Source organism: Agromyces sp. NPDC055520 (assembly GCF_053619715.1).
The window spans coordinates 56,179-71,909 of sequence record NZ_JBSHJY010000006.1 but is presented as its reverse complement, the minus strand read 5'-3'; the positions used below and the strand labels follow the sequence as shown (position 1 = coordinate 71,909).

Genomic DNA, 15,731 nt, shown 5'->3' with positions numbered 1-15,731 from the left:
TCGACAATTCCTTGCAGGTGGATAGAGAGAATTCTTGCCGTGAAACCCGTGTGTTTTCAAGTCGATTCGGCCTAATATTGACCAACGATGCAGACAATGTGTCTGATCTGAAGGGACGACGATGGCCAGGCCGAAGCGCCAGGAGGAACGGCGGAGCCAACTGGTGGCCGCGGCGCAGCGCGCCATCGCAACGCACGGACCCGACGGCGCGCGACTCAACCGCGTCGCCGAAGAGGCCGGCCTCACCTCGGGCGCCGTGCTCTACTACTACCCCGACATCGACGAGCTCATGTTCGAGGCCAACCGTGCCGGCATGGAGCGGTTCTACGAAGAGCGCGTGCGCATGCTCGAGGCCCTCGACGACGACCCCGTGCTGCGCCTCACGGCCCTGCTCGACTGGGGTCTGCCGAGCGGATCCGGCGACACCGAGGTGCGACTGCTCTGCGAGCTCGGCGGCTCGGCCGGCCGCAACCCGGTCATGGCGGCGCTGCTCACGACCCTCTACGACCGCCAGGTCGGCATGTACCAGGTCGTGCTCGAGCAGGGCGCCGCCCGCGGCGACTTCGTCCTCGCTCAGCCCTCGCTCGTGATCGCTCGCAACCTGGTCGCCCTCGAAGACGCCTACGGCTACCGCATCATCGCGAAGCACCCGTCGCTCGACCACGCCGCGGCGCGCGAGCTGCTGCTCGCGTACGCACGGCTCGCGACGGGTCACGCACTCACATCCTGAGGCGACGCGGCCCCGGGCTCCGAGGCGGTCGACGCTGCGGTGCCGGATGTCGCGGGGCCCGCGCCTGCGGCAGCATCCGAGCCTGCGCTCGAGCCTGCGGCGGCTGAGGCCTCGCCCGCAGCGGCGGCTGCACCGCCATCGCCGGCGCCGGCACTCGAATCCCGCGCGACCGCGGTGGCCCGCCCGAACCGCACGCCGACACGCTCGCCGCGCTCGAGCCGGGTCGCCCCGTGCACGGTCGCGAGCAGCGGGTCGGCGTGGCCGGGCACCTCGACCGAGATCGTCGTCGAGCCGCCGAGGAAGTAGGTGTCGACCACCGTGCCCGACAGGCCGGTCGCCGCATCCGTCGTCAGTTCGACGTCTTCGGGTCGCACGACCGCCGACGCCGGCACCCCGGCCGAGAGCGAGTGCGAAGCGGCGACGTCGCCGAAGCCCGGCACCTCGACGCCCCCGGCAGTCGCCGTGCCGTCGAGCAGGTTCGCCGTGCCGATGAACGACGCCACGAAGCGCGAGGCGGGGTGTGCATAGAGCTCTTGCGGCGAGGCGAGCTGCTCGAGGCGCCCGTCGCGCAGCACCGCGATGCGATCGGCCATCGACATCGCTTCTTCCTGGTCGTGCGTCACGACGACGAAGGTGAGGCCGACCTCGTGCTGCAGGCGCTTGAGCTCGAGCTGCATCGAGGCGCGAACCTGGCGGTCGAGCGCCGAGAGCGGCTCGTCGAGCAGCAGCAGCTTCGGCCGCTTCACGATGGCGCGGGCGAGCGCGACGCGCTGGCGCTGGCCGCCCGAGAGCTGGGTGGGGCGACGCTTGGCGAGCGGGCCGAGGCCGACGACGTCCATCACCTCGGCGACCCGCGAGCGCACCTCGGCCGCGCCGAGGCCGTCGGCCTCGAGGCCGTAGGCGACGTTCTTCGCGACGCTCATGTGCGGGAAGAGGGCGTAGCTCTGGAACATCATGTTGACCGGCCGCTTGTGCGGGGGCAGGCGCAGCAGGTCTTCGCCGTCGACCTCGATGCGGCCCTCTGCGGGCGTCTCGAAGCCGGCGATCGCGCGCAGCAGCGTGGTCTTGCCGCATCCCGACGGGCCGAGCAGGGCGAAGAACTCGTTGTGGGCGATGTCGAGCGAGACGCCGTGCAGCGCGACGGTGTCGCCGTACACGGCGCGAACGCCGTCGACGCGGAGCAGGGGGGCGGAGCTCATCGTGTGGATCCTGTCAGTCGGGTCAGTCGTTGCGCCGCGATCACCGTCACGACGCTCATGAAGAGGAGGAGGGTGGCGAGGGCGTTGACCTCGGGGGTCACGCCGAACCGCACCATCGAGTAGATGACGATCGGCAGGGTGGGCTGCGTCGGCGCCGTCGTGAAGAACGCGATCACGAACTCGTCGATCGAGAGGGTGAAGGCGAGCAGCGCGCCGGCGACGATGCCCGGTGCGAGCTGCGGCAGCGTCACCCGCATGAAGGTGCGCACCGCCCCGGCCCCGAGGTCGCGCGAGGCCTCTTCGAGGCTCGGGTCGAGGTTCGCCATGCGGGCGAGCACGATCGCCGTCACGAACGCCGTCGCGAAGACGCCGTGCGCGAGGATCACCGAGTGCAGCCCGAGCGTCACGCTCGCGAGCGAGAACAGCGTGAGCAGGCCGATGCCGAGCAGCAGGTCGGGCAGGATCGCCGGGGCGATCGCGAACGCCCTGATGAGCCCGCCGCGCGTGTAGTGCTGGATGCCGTAGGCGAGCAGTGTGCCGAGCACGGTCGCGATCGCGGTGGCGCCCGTCGCGACGATGAGCGTGTTGCCGAGGCCCTGCATGATCTTCTCGTCGGCGAAGAGCTCGGGGTACCAGCGCAGCGAGAATCCCTTCCAGACGAAGAGGTTCTCGGAGGCGTTGAAGCTCATGATCACGACGATGAGGATCGGCACGTACAGGAACACGTAGCCGAGCCAGAGGGGCACGAGGATGCCTCGCGGCTTGCGGATCGCGCGCGGGCGGGCGTCGGGCTCGATCTCCCGCATCGCGGTCGTCGAGGGGTTCGCGGCGGTGTCGACCGCACTACGGTCAACCACGGCGCGGTCCTTCCGTCAGGCGGCGCGAGACCGCGGTCTGCACGACGATGACGATGACGAGCAGGATCGTGAGCAGCAGGGCGAGCGTCGCGCCGAAGGGCCAGTCGCGGGCCTCGAAGAACTGGTCGCGCACGAGGTTGCCGACCATGATCGTCTTGCCGCCGCCGATGAGCTCGGGGATCACGAAGTTCGACATCGCGGGCACGAACACGAAGATGCAGCCCGTCAGCGCGCCCGGGATCGAGAGCGGCAGGGTGATAGTGCGGAACGCCCGCCAGGGCGTGGCGCCGAGGTTCGTGGCCGCCTCGCGGAGCGAGGGGTCGAGCTGCTGCAGCGAGGCGTAGAGCGGCAGCACCATGAGCGGCAGGTACATGTACAGCAGCCCCACGACGATCGCCTGCGGCGTGTACAGCATGCTGATCGGGGCATCCGTGATGCCGAGGCCCTGCAGCCACTGGTTCACCCAGCCGGCGTTGTTCAGCAACAGGATCCACGCGTAGGTGCGGATCAGGAAGTTCGTCCAGAACGGCAGCACCACGGCCACGAGCGCGACGGTGCGCCACTTCGGCGAGAGCCCCGCGATCGCGTACGCCATCGGGTAGCCGATGGCGAGGGCGAGCAGGGTCACGACGCCGGCGAGCACGATCGACTGCAGGATGACGCCGACGTAGAGCGGCTCGAGCAGCTTCACCCAGTTGTCGAGCGTGAACTCGAACACGATGCCGCCGAAGCGGCCGCGCTTGAAGAAGGTGTAGAAGGCGAGCAGGCCCACCGGCAGCGCCATGAACAGGATCAGGTAGATCAGGCCCGGCGCGAGGAAGGGAACGGGCGCCAGCCCCCGCCGCACCTTGCGTGCGGCGGGGGCGGGCCTGTGGTGCGTCGAGGTCACGGTGCTAGTTCGTGGCGAGCACTTCGGCGTTCAGGTCGACGTACTTCAGGGTGTCTTCGCCGAGGTCGATGATGCCCTCCTGCTCCATGAGCTCGTCGACCGTGATGCCGAGGGTCGGGTACGCCTCGATGAGCGCGGGGTCGAGCGCATCCATCGCAGCCTTGTTCGGCACCTTGTAGAGGATGTTCTCGGCCACCCAGGTCTGCACCTCGGGGTCGAGGATGTAATTGATGAAGGCCATCGCCGCCTCTTTATTCTTCGACGACTCGAGCACCGTCATGGTGTCGGTCCAGAGGTCTGAGCCCTCTTCGGGCACGACGAACTTGATCGACGGGTCTTCGGCGATGCCGTAGTTGCACCAGCCGTCCCATGCCTGCACCATCGCGGCCTCGCCCGAGACGAGCTTCGAGTAGAAGGTCGTGTCGTCGTAGGCGAGCAGCGTCGACTTGGTCTTCAGCAGCTGCTCTTTCGCGGCGGCGAGTGCGTCGTCGTCGGTCGTGTTGATCGACTCGCCGGCGGCCTTCAGCGCGGGCTCGGCGAGCCAGCGGTCGGTCGAGAGCATGGTGGTCTTGCCGACGAGTTCGGGCTTCGGGTTGAGCAGGTCGTTCCACGAGGTGGGGTCGTAGCCCGTGAGGTCGGGGCGGTAGCAGAGGCCCGTCGTGCCCCACGCGTATGGCTCGGAGTAGACGTTGCCCGGGTCGTAGGCGAGCTCGAGCGCCTCGGGGTAGAGGTTCTCCTCATTCGGGATGAGCGACTTGTCGAGCTCGGCCAGCAGACCCTGCTCGCCGAGCGCCTGGGCGTACTGCCCCGAGACGAAGGCGACGTCGATGCCCGAGTCGGCGCTCGCGGTGAGCTTGGCCACGATGTCTTCGTTGGTCGTGTGGTTGACGATCGTGGTCTTCACGCCGGTCTCGGCCTCGAACTTCTCGGCGAGGTCTTCGGGCGAGTAGTCGGCCCAGATCGAGACGGTGAGCGTCTGCTCGCTGAGGTCGGCGTTCGGATCGAGCGTCTCTGCTGCGCCACCACCGCCGGAGGAGCAGGATGAGACGGCGAAGGCGAGGGCGATCGTGCCGGCCGCAGCCGCCACGATTCGTCGCGTCGTGGTCATGTGGTACCTCCATGGCAGTCGGGAAAGGTTGAGCGATTGTTGCACCAGACATCAAGAAACCGCAATGGTTCATGGAAAGGACTGGAGTGACGGTTGCCGAATAGTTACAATCCGAATTCAATGAACTCGATCTTGCAGGGCGAGCGCATCGTCGTCGGCGACCATGTGCTCGCCGTCGACCCCGACGGCCGGGTGCTCGTCGACGGCGATCGGCCGGCCGCCGGCGACGGCATCGCGCGGTCGCTCGCGCGGCTCGTCGACGAGACGGTGGCGACGGATGCCCCGGAGCGGGCGATCACCGTCGACCAGACGAACACCTCGGTGATCCTCGGCGACCGGCTCATCGTCAAGCTCGTCGGCCGATGGCGCGCCGCCGACCGGGCGGCCGCACTGCTCGAGCGGCTCGCGGCGGCCGGCTCCGACGACGTCGACCGCTTCGTGGGGCGCGTCGAGTGGCGCCACCCCTCGCTCGGCACCTCGACCCTCGCGATCGTGACCGAGTACCTGCCGGGTGCGGTCGACGGCTGGACCTGGGCCGTCGACGACGTCGTCGCCGCGCTCGACGGCGGGCCCGAACCCGAGTGGCCGGCACTGCTCGGCGAGCGCATCGCCCGCATCCACGGCGTGCTCGGCGCGGGCGCCGGTCGCGCCGATGCAGAGACCCCGGCGGCCAGGGCCGACCGCGCCTCGACCGCCCTGCGATCGGCGTTGCGCCTCGCGCAGGGCGACGCCGGGGTGCGGCTCCGCAATCGCCACGAATCGTTGGCCCGCGACATCCGCTCGCTCGGCACGGCCGCCCCCGGCCTCGAGTTCCCGATCCACGGCGACCTGCACGTCGGTCAGGTGCTGCGCTCCCCCGGCCCCGACGGCGGCGCTCGCTACACGGTCATCGACTTCGACGGCGATCCGCAGCTGGCCGCCGACGAACGCGAGGCACCGGATGTCGCGGCACGCGACATCGCCCACATGCTCGTGTCGTTCGACCTCGTCGCCGCCGTCGTGCAGAAGCGGCTGCAGCGCGGCGACGCCCGCGCCTTCGCGTGGGCCGACCGGGCGCGGCGCGCGTTCCTCGACGCGTACCGCGAGCACGTGCCGAACCCCGAGCTGCTCGACGAGGCACTGCTGCCGGGCTTCGAGGCCGAGCAGCTCGTCGCCGAACTGCGCTACGCCGACCGCTTTCTGCCCGCCTGGATCTACGCGCCGGATGCCGCGATCACGCACCGACACCCATCGACGAACGAACACCCGGAGGAACCGTGGACACCGCCGCCTTTCGAGCCGACCTCGAGCTGATCCCCGAGACGCTCGACGCCCTGGCCGACGCCCTCGACGCCGGCCTTCCCGGCCTCGACCGGTTGCCGACGCTCGGCGCGTCGCGCGTGCTGGTGCTCGGCATGGGTTCGAGCCGCTACGCCGCCGACGTGGTCGCCCGGCGCTACCGCGCGGTGGGGGCGAACGTCGTCGTCGAGCTCGCGAGCGCCGAGCTGCTGCCGCCCGCCGCGCCGGATCTCGCGGTCGTCGCCGTCTCGGCCACCGGGGGCAGCGTCGAGGTGCTGCGCGCCGTCGAGCGCTATCGCGGCGCCGGCCGGCTCGTGGCCGTCACGAACCGGCCGGAGTCGGCCCTCGGCGAGGTCGCCGACGTCGTCGTGCCCCTGCTCGCGGGGGTCGAGGCGTCGGGCGTGGCCTGCCGCACGTTCCGCGCGACGTTCCCCGTGGTCGACGCCGTACTCGCCGAGCTTCTCGGCACCGCGCCCGACGCGCGGTTCGACGCGGCATCGGTGCGGGCCGCATCGGTCGCGAGCCGGATGCTGCTCGAGACGGCCGCCGACTGGCTGCCGCCGCTCGCCGAGCTGCTCGCCGCGCCGATGGGCACGTGGGCGCTCGCGCCCGCCGAGCGCGCGTCGAGCGCGCAGCAGTCGGCGCTCATGATGCGCGAGGTGCCGCGCCGCGCCGCCTACGCGTCCGAGACGGGCGATTGGTCGCACGTCGACGTGTACCTCACGAAGACGCAGGACTATCGGGCGCTCGTGTTCGCCGGCTCGGTATGGGATGCCCAGGCCCTCGACTGGATGGCGCAGCGCGGCTCGCGCTTCGCCGCGATCGGCCGCGAGCTGCCCGGCGCCGAGCTCACCCTGCGGTTCCCCGGCGACGAGCACGACGAGATCGCGGCGCTCACCGAGGTGCTCGTGGGCGAGCTCGTCGCCGACCACTGGCTGCGGGCCTGAGGCGCGGGCTCCGTCGCCGGCGCGCGTATGAGCGGGCGGCGCGGCTCGAGAGCGCGAGCAGCACGAGGATGTCGAGCGCGACCGTGATGAGCGTCGTGCGCAGCGTGATCTCGCCGCCGCCGAGGAAGTCGACCGCCGACCACGTGATGCTGATCGTCGCGAAGACCATCACCGTCACGCGCGCCCAGTTGCTGCCGCGGTAGACGAGCAGGGCGAAGACGAGTTCGACCGCGAGCACGACGCCGCCTGCGACGAGCACGATCGCGAGCAGCGCGTTCGACGCGGCGTCGGCCTGGCGATCGGAGTCGAGCGGCACGCCGAGGTCGTCGACCAGCACCTGCCGCCACTGCATGGCGAGCGAGATGAGCCAGACCACACCGGCGATGACGCGCAGCACCACGAGCACCGCCCCGAACACCGTCGCCACCGGGCGGCGGGCGGCCGCGACATCCGCCGCCGTTGCTGCCGACGCGGCCGCCTCGGCCGCCTGGGCCGGACTCAGGAGTGCAGCCGCGCCGGTGTCGACGACCGGCAGGTCGCCGTCGGTGCTGATCGTGTCGCCGCCGCCGTTGCGCGAGTGGTAGCCCGTCGAGAAGTCGGCGAGCACGTCGACCCGGGCCGTTGGGTTCGCTGCGAGCACGGAATCGACGATGTGGTCGCGCTCGACGTCGGTGTCGGCGTCGATCTTGTGCGTGATCTGCAGGGTGAACAGCGAGAAGCCGACGGCGCGGTCGAAGGTGCCGGCCGCGAGCCAGTCGACCCGGCGCCCGCCCGGCAGCAACCAGCCGTCGGGCGTGCGCCAGAAGCGCACGTGGTGGCGCTTGGCGGGGTTGCCCTCGACCTCCTGCTGATACGCGAAGTCCTGCTGGCGGCTGAAGAGGAACAGCGGGCTGACCGGCGCTTCGTCGTAGCTCTTGCGAGTGATCGTCGAGGTGATGATGCGCCAGCTCGACCTGCCGGTCACATCGTCGGCGCGGGTCCATCCTGCCTGGGTCATCGCCGCGTGCACCGAGGCCTCCTCGCCGTCGAAGGCGAGGTTCACGGGGTCGCCGAGCAGTCCGTCGCTCGTTCGGGCGCGCCCGATGAAGTAGTCGGGCACGTAGATGCGCGTGAGGATGCGGTGCAGTCGCGGCAGCACGAGGTAGGCGAGCACGAGCCAGAACACCACGAAGAAGGCGATGCCGAACCAGCCGAACGAGAACGACTCGGTGAACACGAGCCACGCGAGCCAGACCGCCGCGATCCCCGCATAGACGAAGAAGAAGCCGTCGAGCAGCGCGGTGAACGAGACCCTGCGACGGCGCGCGTCGGAAGCGGGCGCCCCGCCGATCGCCGTTCCGTCGGTCAGGTCACCGGATGCCTCGGCCCCCGCCTGCCCCATCCCTGCATGCTATCCGCGGCCGGCGCGCACCGCGTTCATTCCGGAGCGTCGCGGTTCGCCCGCACGATGCGGGACGCGGCCTGCCGGTCGTCGGCGCCAAGCTTGACGAGGATCAGCGAGACGTAATTCGCCACCGTCTTCGTCGAGAGGTTCAGGCGCTCGGCGATCACCGGGTTCGCGAGGCCGCGACTCATGAGTTCGGCAATGGCCGCCTCGCGCGGGGTCAGCCCGAGCGCCGCGCCCGAGTCGGAGGCTGCGCCGCCGAAACCGGGGCGCGGCACGCCCGCGCCGATCCACAGGGCGCCGGCGAGCGCGGCGTCGATCGCGGCAATGATCTGCTCAGGCGGCGCCTGCTTCACGACGTAGCCCGAGGCGCCAGCCTGCAGCGCAGCCCGCACCGACTGCTCGTCGTCGTAGAGGGTGATCACGACGACCCGCACCCCCGGCAGCTCGGCGACGATGCGCTCGGTCGCCTCGACGCCGCCGAGTTCGGGCAAGCCGAGATCCATCAGCACGAGCTCGGGGCGGGTATCGAGCACGACGTCGATCGCCTCTGTGCCGCTCGACGCCTCGCCCACGACCTCAAGGCCGCTCGCTCGCAGCAGGGCGACGAGCCCCTTGCGGAAGATCGGGTGGTCGTCGACCACGACGATGCGATTCACGCCGCCACCCAACTCGGCACAGGCAGGCGTACGGAGACACGCGCACCGCCGCTCGGGGTGTTGCCGAATCGGGCGGTACCGCCGAGTTCGAGCGCGCGCTCCCTGATCGATGCGAGACCGAGGCCGCCTGCGGCCCGCCGCGGCATCCCGATGCCGTCATCGTCGACCTGCACGTGCAGTTCGTCGCCGCGGCGCTCGAGGGTGATGCGGCACGTGCCCGCCTGCGCGTGCCGCCGCACGTTCGCGACCGCCTCCTGCACGATGCGGAGCGCCGCGAGATCGACCGCGGCCGGCAGGCCGAGCGCACCCTCGGGCGCGATCACCTCGACGGCGAGCGCGTCGGCGCTCTGCCCGTGGACGCGGTCGCGGATGGCCGCGACGAGCCCGCGATCGTCGAGGATCGGGGGCCGCAGTCCGTAGGCGATCTCACGGGACTGCACAACCGCGGCCTGGATGTCCTCATGCAGTTCTGCCGCCTGACGCGAGAGCTCGGCGTCGATCGAGGCCGCGCGCTTCGCAAGCGCCGCCGCACCGAGGCTCAGCCCCGACAGCGTCGGCGACAGGTCGTCGTGCAGGTCTCGGCGCAAACGCTTGCGCTCTTCCTCTCGAGCGAGCAGCAGCCGGGTGTGCGCCTCGCCGAGCTCGGCGAGCGCCCGCGCCCCGTGCAACGCCGGCGCAGAATGCAGCGCGATGCGGCCGACGACCTCGCGGTCGAGGGCGGTGAGCGACGACTCGCCCGGCCGTGGCGGCACCGACAGCACCCCGAGCTCTTCTCCGTGGAAGACGATCGGGAACCGTTCGACGCCGGGATCGGGTTGCTCGCCGACGTGCGGCAGCTCGCCGACGTGTGCGGCGAACACCTCGCCGTGCAGGGCGGCGCCGTCGAGGAACAAGGCGTCGACGACGCTTCTCACGATGACGACCGCGACCGCCTCCTGGTCTGAGCGGTTGTCGAGTCGCTCAGCGAGCCGGGCCACGGCGAGCGCGGCATCGGTCCGGCCGCGGTAGACGATGCGGGTGGCGAGCCGCGCCGCGCCGCCGATGACGGGCACCGCGAGCACGGTGACGGCGGCGGCGCCCCACCAGCCCGCTGCCGAGGTGCCCGCTCCCCCGAGCGACGCGATGCCCGAGGCCGCCCAGTAGGCGGCGGCGAGTACGGGGGCGGCGAGTGTGGCAACGAGCAGCGAGCGGAACGCGGCATCCACGTTCCACAGTCTCGGCCGCAGCAGGCCGACGGCGGGGCCGAGCAGTATCGGCACGACCGCGAGGTTCGCGAGGCCCTCGTTGACCGCACCGCCCTCGCCGACCGCACCTCCCCCGCCGACCGCGCCCGCGATCGCGAGCACGAGGTAGAGCTCGACGCCCAGCACGGTGCCGAGCAGGGCCCACCGCACCGACTCGCGCTCAGCCGTTGTCGAGCGCCGAAGGTAGCGGTACACCTGCGCGCCCACGATCAGCAGCTCGCCGACCGGCACGATCCACCACCACGGCTGTGCCGACAGCCGATGCCCGCTGACGACCTCGGCGAGGTACCAGAGGGCGCCCGCCGCCACCGGCCAGACGATCCACCGGGGCACGAAGCGCCCGTCGGGGTAGGTGGCGAGCAGCACCGGGAAGGCGGCGAACCAGAGCTGCGCGAACCGTGCGTCGCCGAGCAGCAGGCTCACCGCGATCGAGACCAGCATCACGACGAGCGCTGCGGTGGGAAAGAGCGCCCTGGCCCCTGCCGGCGCCCGCACCGCACGGATGGCGAGGAGCACCACGAGCGCACCGGCGACCGCAACGACGGTCGCCCGGGTGGCCACGAGGAACGCGCTGCCGTCCATGGTGCTCCGATCCTCGCATCCCGGGTGCCCGCAGCACCAGCAGTCGAACTCAGGCTGTGTGCCGCGCCTTCACAAGGAAGACGATGCCGGCGGTGAGCGTGAACCCGAGGCCCGCGAGCGTGCCCCACGGCGGTGCGAACGGCACGAGCAGCTGCGCGGCCATGACGACCGAGGCCACGGTCGCCGCGATCGAGAGCGGCCAGCCGATCACCCCGCGTCGTCGGCCGATGGTCGCCAGCGCGATCAGCCACCACGCGAAGCCGACCACGAAGAGCATGATCGCGCTCGCGAGCACGACGCTCAGCAGCTGATAGAGGCCGAGTTGCGTCGCACGGTCGGGAGCGAGTTCGCCGAGGTAGGCGCCGACCGAGGTGTACGGCGCGACGCTGAGGCCCGCGACGAGCAGCCAGGCGAGTGCGGCCATGATGCCGAGGAGGTGCGACACGACGGCGGTCGTCGAGATCGGGAAGTCCGACAGCCGGGCGAGGCGGCCGACGGCCGTGACGAAGTACAGCAGGCCCACGCCCACCGCCACGAAGATCGCCGCCTCGGCAACGCCGTTGAAGGGGTGCGATGCCACGAACGCGGCGTCGACGCCGTCGACGAGGTCGGCCGACGCGATCGAGACCAGCACGGGCTGCAGGAACCATGCGATCGCGGCGCCAATGCCGCCGAACCCCGCGGTGCGGAGGAGCCGGCGTCTCGTTTCCGATGCCGGTGATGCGTCGAGCGCCGCGGCGCTCCGGTCGATGCGGGTCATGAGCGTGTTCCTTCCGGATCATGTGGTGCGATGCACGCAGCCTCCTCGATCGATGTCCCGGGATGGCAGGGAACCCCACTCACGAATCTGCGGCTATCCTCACCTGCATGTCCTACGACGTCTCGCGCATCCGTTCCGAGTTCCCGTCGCTCGAGAGCGGGTGGGCGCAGTTCGACGGCCCCGGCGGCACGCAGACCCCGCGATCGGTGGGCGACGCCGTGGCATCCACTCTCACCGGCCCGCTGTCGAACCGCGGAACGGTCGGGGTCTCCGAAGAGCGCGCCGAGGCGGCGGTGCACGGGTTCCGGCTCGCGATGGCCGATCTCGTGAACGGCCACCCGCGCGGCATCGTGCAGGGCCGCAGCGCCACCCAGCTCGCCTACGACTTCTCGCGGCACCTCTCGAAGCAGTGGGCGCCCGGCGATGAGGTCGTCGTGACCCGGCTCGATCACGACTCCAATGTGCGGCCGTGGGTGCAGGCCGCCGAGCGCGTCGGCGCCGTCGTGCGCTGGGCGGACTTCGACCCGGCCACGGGCGAACTGCCGGTCGGGGCGATCGCCGCCGTGCTCTCGGATCGCACCCGGCTCGTCGCCGTCACCGCTGCCTCGAACCTCATCGGCACCAAGCCCGACGTCCCCGCGATCGCCGCTGCCGCGCACGCCGCCGGCGCCCTCGTCTACGTCGACGGCGTGCACTACACGGCGCACGAACTGCCCGACGTGGCGGCCCTCGGGGCCGACTTCTTCACGTGCTCGCCGTACAAGTTCCTCGGACCGCACTTCGGCGTGCTCGCGGCCGCGCCCGAACTGCTCGAGACCCTGCAGCCCGACAAGCTCGCGCCCTCGACGAACGTCGTGCCCGAGCGATTCGAGTTCGGCACCCTGCCCTACGAGTTGCTCGCGGGCGGCACCGCGGCGGTCGACGCGTTGGCGGGTCTGGCGGGCATGTCAGGGGCGGTGGATGTCGCGGGCTCTCGCCGCTCGCGACTCGCCCGCTCGTATGCGGCGCTGCACGAACACGAAGAGACGCTGCACGCTCGCGTCGAGGCCGGACTCGCCGAGCTGCCAGGGGTCACGGTGTGGTCGCGCGCGTCGCGCCGCACACCCACGCTGCTCATGACGTTCTCGGGCCACGAGGCATCCGACATCACCATGCGCCTCGCCGAACGGCAGGTGCTCGCTCCGAGCAGCAACTTCTACGCGCTCGAGGCCTCTCGGCGCCTCGGGCTCGGCGACGCCGGCGGGCTCCGCGTCGGACTCGCGCCCTACAACGACGCGGACGACGTCGAACGGCTGCTCGACGGGCTCGCCGCCGCGCTCGGCTGAGTGGGGGCGGCGTCACGTCGCCATCGCCATCGGTCGTGCTCGCGTCCGTGGGTCGACATACGCTGGCAGCATGACCCTCGCCGAGACCGCCGCCGAACTCCGCCGCCTGCACACCGACCCCGAACTCCTCCAGGTGGTGAACGTCTGGGATGTCGTGAGCGCCACCGCGATCGCCGCCCTGCCGCAGACCCGCGCCATCGCCACCGCGAGCCACTCGATCGCCGCGACCTTCGGCTACCCCGACGGCGAGCAGATCCCCGTCGAACTCATGCTCGACATGTGCGGGCGCATCGCGCGCGCCGTCGACGTGCCCGTGAGCGCCGACCTCGAGGCGGGCTACGGCGACGCCGGAGACACCATCCGCCGCGCGATCGGCGAGGGCATCGCCGGAGCGAACCTCGAAGACCAGTTGAAGCCGCTCGCCGACTCGATCGCAGCCGTCGCCGCCGCGGTCGCCGCCGCCGAGGCCGAGGGCGTGCCGTTCGCCCTGAACGCGCGAACCGATGCGTTCCTCCGTGGTCGCGAGCGCCCCCTCGAGGTCAACATCGCCGATGCGATCGAGCGCGGCCGCGCCTACCTCGACGCCGGCGCGACGAGCGTGTTCGTGCCCGGCATGTTCGGCGACGAGGTCGTCGCGCAGCTCGTGGCCGGCATCGGCGACCAGAAGGTGACGCTCATCGGCCTGCCCGGCGTGCCCGCGCCCGCCCGGCTGCAAGAGCTCGGCGTCGCCCGCGTCTCGTACGGACCCACGACGCAGCGCGTCGCCCTCGGCGCCCTGCAAGACCTCGCGGTGAGCCTCTACGACGGCGGCGTGCTGCCCGAGGGCATCCGCCCACTCAACTGACGGCGACCTGCCATCGGCGGTGCCGACACGGGCGTCGTCGGGTCGTCGGCGGCGCCGCCCGAATCTGCGAATGCGCCGCGTCACAGCCGCATCCGGCCGCGCCGGCTCGCTAGGGTGAAGTGAGGCGGCCTGGCTGCCCGGGTCGTGCGGGGGTGCGACCTGCGCGACCGGGCTCGCCCCCACGTGAGGAGAGCGCATGGCGAGCGGCATTCCTATCGAGATCTCGGGGCTCAGCAAGCACTTCGGCCCGGTGACCGCGGTCGATGACTTGAGCTTCACCGTGCAACCGGGCAGGGTCACCGGGTTTCTCGGTCCGAACGGCGCCGGAAAGACCACGACCCTGCGGGTACTGCTCGGGCTGCAACGTGCGAGCGCCGGCACCGCGACCTTCGGCGGCACGCCGTACGCGGAGCTGCCGCGGCCGCTCGAGACGGTGGGTGCCGCGCTCGACGCGAACTTCCACCCCGGTCGCACGGCGCGCAATCACCTCAAGGTGTACGCGAGGGCCGTCGGGCTGCCGACCGCGCGCGTGCAGACCGTGCTCGAGCAGGTCGGCATCGCCGAGTACGCCGACCGCCGCGCAGGCGGCTACTCGCTCGGCATGCGGCAACGGCTCGCGCTGGCGTACACCCTGCTCGGCGACCCCGGCGTCTTCGTGCTCGACGAGCCGATCAACGGCCTCGACCCCGAGGGCATCAAGTGGATCCGCGGCTTTCTGCAGAGCCTCGCCCGCGAGGGCCGCACCGTGCTCGTCTCGTCGCACCTGCTCAGCGAGGTGCAGCAGAGCGTCGACGAGGTCGTCATCATCGCGAAGGGCCGGCTCATGAAGAGCGGCACCCTCGCGAGCCTCGAACTCGACTCGGCGCCCCGCACGATCGCCGACTCCCCCGACCGGCCGGCCCTCGCCGCTGCGCTCGACGCGGCCGGCCTCGAATACACCGAGGGCCGCAGCGGCTTCATCGTGACCGAGCCCGACCCCGCCAGGGTCGGCCACGCCGCGTTCGTCGGCGGCGTCGAACTCGCGGCCCTGCACCGCCTGAAATCGGGTCTCGAAGAGTCGTTCCTCTCGCTCGTCGGCGGCGGTGACGAGTCGTGAATCTCGTGCGCGCGATCGGCTCCGAGTTCCAGAAGGTCTTCACCACGCGCATGTGGTGGCTCCTCGCCATCCTGCTCGCCGCCTACGTCGCGCTCATGGCGGGCGGGTTCGGCGCGTTCCTGGGGTGGGCCGTCGAGAATCCGGATGCCGCGGCATCCGCCGGCGGTACGACCACCGTGCCGCCCGGAACCGAGCTGGCGCCGCTGCTCTACAGCTTCGCCTCGTCGGTCGGCTACGTGTTCCCGGTGCTGCTCGGCGCGCTCGCCGTCACCGGCGAGTTCCGGCACAAGACGCTCACGCCGACGTTCCTCGCCGAGCCGCACCGCACGGTCGTGCTGAGCGCCAAGTTCGTCTCGCAGCTCGTCGTAGGCGCGGGTCTCGGCGTCATCGCCTTCGCCGTCTCGGTCGGGGCGGGGGCGGCGGCCCTCGCCGGCTTCGGTCTCGACACCGGCCTCGACTCGAGCGACACCTGGGCACTCGTCGGCCGCGGCGTGCTCGCCATGGCCCTCTGGGGCGCGATCGGCGTCGGGCTCGGCGTGCTCGTCGTCAACCAGGTGGCCGCGATCGTCATCGTCATCGCGTTCACCCAGTTCGTCGAACCGATCTTGCGGGTCGTGGCCTCGCTCAGCGACGTCACGGCCTCGATCGGCCGGTTCCTGCCGGGAGCCGCGAGCGACGCGCTCGTCGGGGCGTCGTTCTACAACCTGGCGTCGCTCGGCTCGACCGAGACGCTCGAGTGGTGGCAGGGCGGGCTCGTGCTGCTCGGCATCGCGGTCGTCGCGACCGTGATCGGCGGTGCGACGACCTGGCGACGGGACGTGTCGTAGGG

15 protein-coding genes are annotated in these 15,731 nt (G+C 71.3%); 7 read left to right on the top strand and 8 right to left on the bottom strand.

Annotated features, from left to right (window positions below; all coding sequences use genetic code 11):
• Positions 1-121: 121 nt before the first annotated feature.
• Entirely contained in the window at positions 122-730 is a 609-nt protein-coding gene (locus tag ACWGST_RS05010) for a TetR/AcrR family transcriptional regulator (protein ID WP_452045550.1), read from the top strand.
• Here the strand turns inward: ACWGST_RS05010 and ACWGST_RS05005 are convergent.
• From ACWGST_RS05005 to ACWGST_RS04990, 4 genes are read right to left on the bottom strand one after another with little or no spacing between them, the layout of a single operon-like run.
• Positions 712-1,929: an ABC transporter ATP-binding protein gene (locus ACWGST_RS05005; protein ID WP_452045549.1), complete on the bottom strand. Its 1,218-nt coding sequence runs from the start codon at positions 1,927-1,929 to the stop codon at positions 712-714. The two genes, ACWGST_RS05010 and ACWGST_RS05005, sit on opposite strands and share 19 nt — an antisense overlap.
• Complete coding sequence (locus tag ACWGST_RS05000) at positions 1,926-2,786, bottom strand: ABC transporter permease (RefSeq protein WP_452045548.1); 861 nt, start codon at positions 2,784-2,786, stop codon at positions 1,926-1,928. Before ACWGST_RS05000 ends, ACWGST_RS05005 begins: the two co-directional genes overlap by 4 nt.
• Positions 2,779-3,675, bottom strand: a complete 897-nt coding sequence (locus tag ACWGST_RS04995) for an ABC transporter permease (RefSeq protein ID WP_452045547.1) — start codon at positions 3,673-3,675, stop codon at positions 2,779-2,781. Before ACWGST_RS04995 ends, ACWGST_RS05000 begins: the two co-directional genes overlap by 8 nt.
• Positions 3,676-3,679: 4 nt before the next feature.
• On the bottom strand, positions 3,680-4,783 hold the full coding sequence (locus tag ACWGST_RS04990; RefSeq protein WP_452045546.1) for a polyamine ABC transporter substrate-binding protein: 1,104 nt from the start codon (positions 4,781-4,783) through the stop codon (positions 3,680-3,682).
• 120 nt (positions 4,784-4,903) lie between these two features.
• Between ACWGST_RS04990 and ACWGST_RS04985 the strand changes: the two genes are divergently transcribed.
• Both ACWGST_RS04985 and ACWGST_RS04980 read left to right on the top strand, forming a co-directional pair.
• Positions 4,904-6,076: a hypothetical protein gene (locus ACWGST_RS04985; RefSeq protein ID WP_452045545.1), complete on the top strand. Its 1,173-nt coding sequence runs from the start codon at positions 4,904-4,906 to the stop codon at positions 6,074-6,076.
• A complete protein-coding gene (locus tag ACWGST_RS04980) occupies positions 6,040-7,008 on the top strand; it encodes an SIS domain-containing protein (RefSeq protein ID WP_452045544.1) in 969 nt (322 codons plus the stop codon). Before ACWGST_RS04985 ends, ACWGST_RS04980 begins: the two co-directional genes overlap by 37 nt.
• Here ACWGST_RS04980 and ACWGST_RS04975 read toward each other — a convergent pair.
• From ACWGST_RS04975 to ACWGST_RS04960, 4 genes are read right to left on the bottom strand one after another with little or no spacing between them, the layout of a single operon-like run.
• Positions 6,956-8,389, bottom strand: a complete 1,434-nt coding sequence (locus tag ACWGST_RS04975) for an LssY C-terminal domain-containing protein (RefSeq protein ID WP_452045543.1) — start codon at positions 8,387-8,389, stop codon at positions 6,956-6,958. The genes ACWGST_RS04980 and ACWGST_RS04975 overlap by 53 nt on opposite strands.
• 35 nt (positions 8,390-8,424) lie before the next feature.
• Entirely contained in the window at positions 8,425-9,051 is a 627-nt protein-coding gene (locus ACWGST_RS04970) for a response regulator transcription factor (RefSeq protein ID WP_452045542.1), read from the bottom strand.
• Positions 9,048-10,877 carry a sensor histidine kinase gene (locus tag ACWGST_RS04965; RefSeq protein WP_452045541.1) on the bottom strand — a complete coding sequence of 610 codons (1,830 nt, stop codon included), beginning with the start codon at positions 10,875-10,877 and terminating at the stop codon, positions 9,048-9,050. Before ACWGST_RS04965 ends, ACWGST_RS04970 begins: the two co-directional genes overlap by 4 nt.
• Positions 10,878-10,926: 49 nt before the next feature.
• Positions 10,927-11,637 carry a hypothetical protein gene (locus tag ACWGST_RS04960; protein ID WP_452045540.1) on the bottom strand — a complete coding sequence of 237 codons (711 nt, stop codon included), beginning with the start codon at positions 11,635-11,637 and terminating at the stop codon, positions 10,927-10,929.
• 107 nt (positions 11,638-11,744) lie between these two features.
• On the opposite strand from ACWGST_RS04960, the gene ACWGST_RS04955 reads away from it, so the two are divergent.
• The 4 genes from ACWGST_RS04955 (at position 11,745) to ACWGST_RS04940 (ending at position 15,729) form a co-directional block, all read left to right on the top strand.
• Complete coding sequence (locus ACWGST_RS04955) at positions 11,745-12,962, top strand: cysteine desulfurase-like protein (RefSeq protein WP_452045539.1); 1,218 nt, start codon at positions 11,745-11,747, stop codon at positions 12,960-12,962.
• A gap of 70 nt (positions 12,963-13,032) precedes the next feature.
• Positions 13,033-13,806: an isocitrate lyase/PEP mutase family protein gene (locus tag ACWGST_RS04950; RefSeq protein ID WP_452045538.1), complete on the top strand. Its 774-nt coding sequence runs from the start codon at positions 13,033-13,035 to the stop codon at positions 13,804-13,806.
• A gap of 196 nt (positions 13,807-14,002) precedes the next feature.
• Entirely contained in the window at positions 14,003-14,902 is a 900-nt protein-coding gene (locus ACWGST_RS04945) for an ABC transporter ATP-binding protein (protein WP_452045537.1), read from the top strand.
• Positions 14,899-15,729 carry an ABC transporter permease gene (locus ACWGST_RS04940; RefSeq protein ID WP_452045536.1) on the top strand — a complete coding sequence of 277 codons (831 nt, stop codon included), beginning with the start codon at positions 14,899-14,901 and terminating at the stop codon, positions 15,727-15,729. Before ACWGST_RS04945 ends, ACWGST_RS04940 begins: the two co-directional genes overlap by 4 nt.
• The last annotated feature ends 2 nt before the right edge of the window (positions 15,730-15,731 follow it).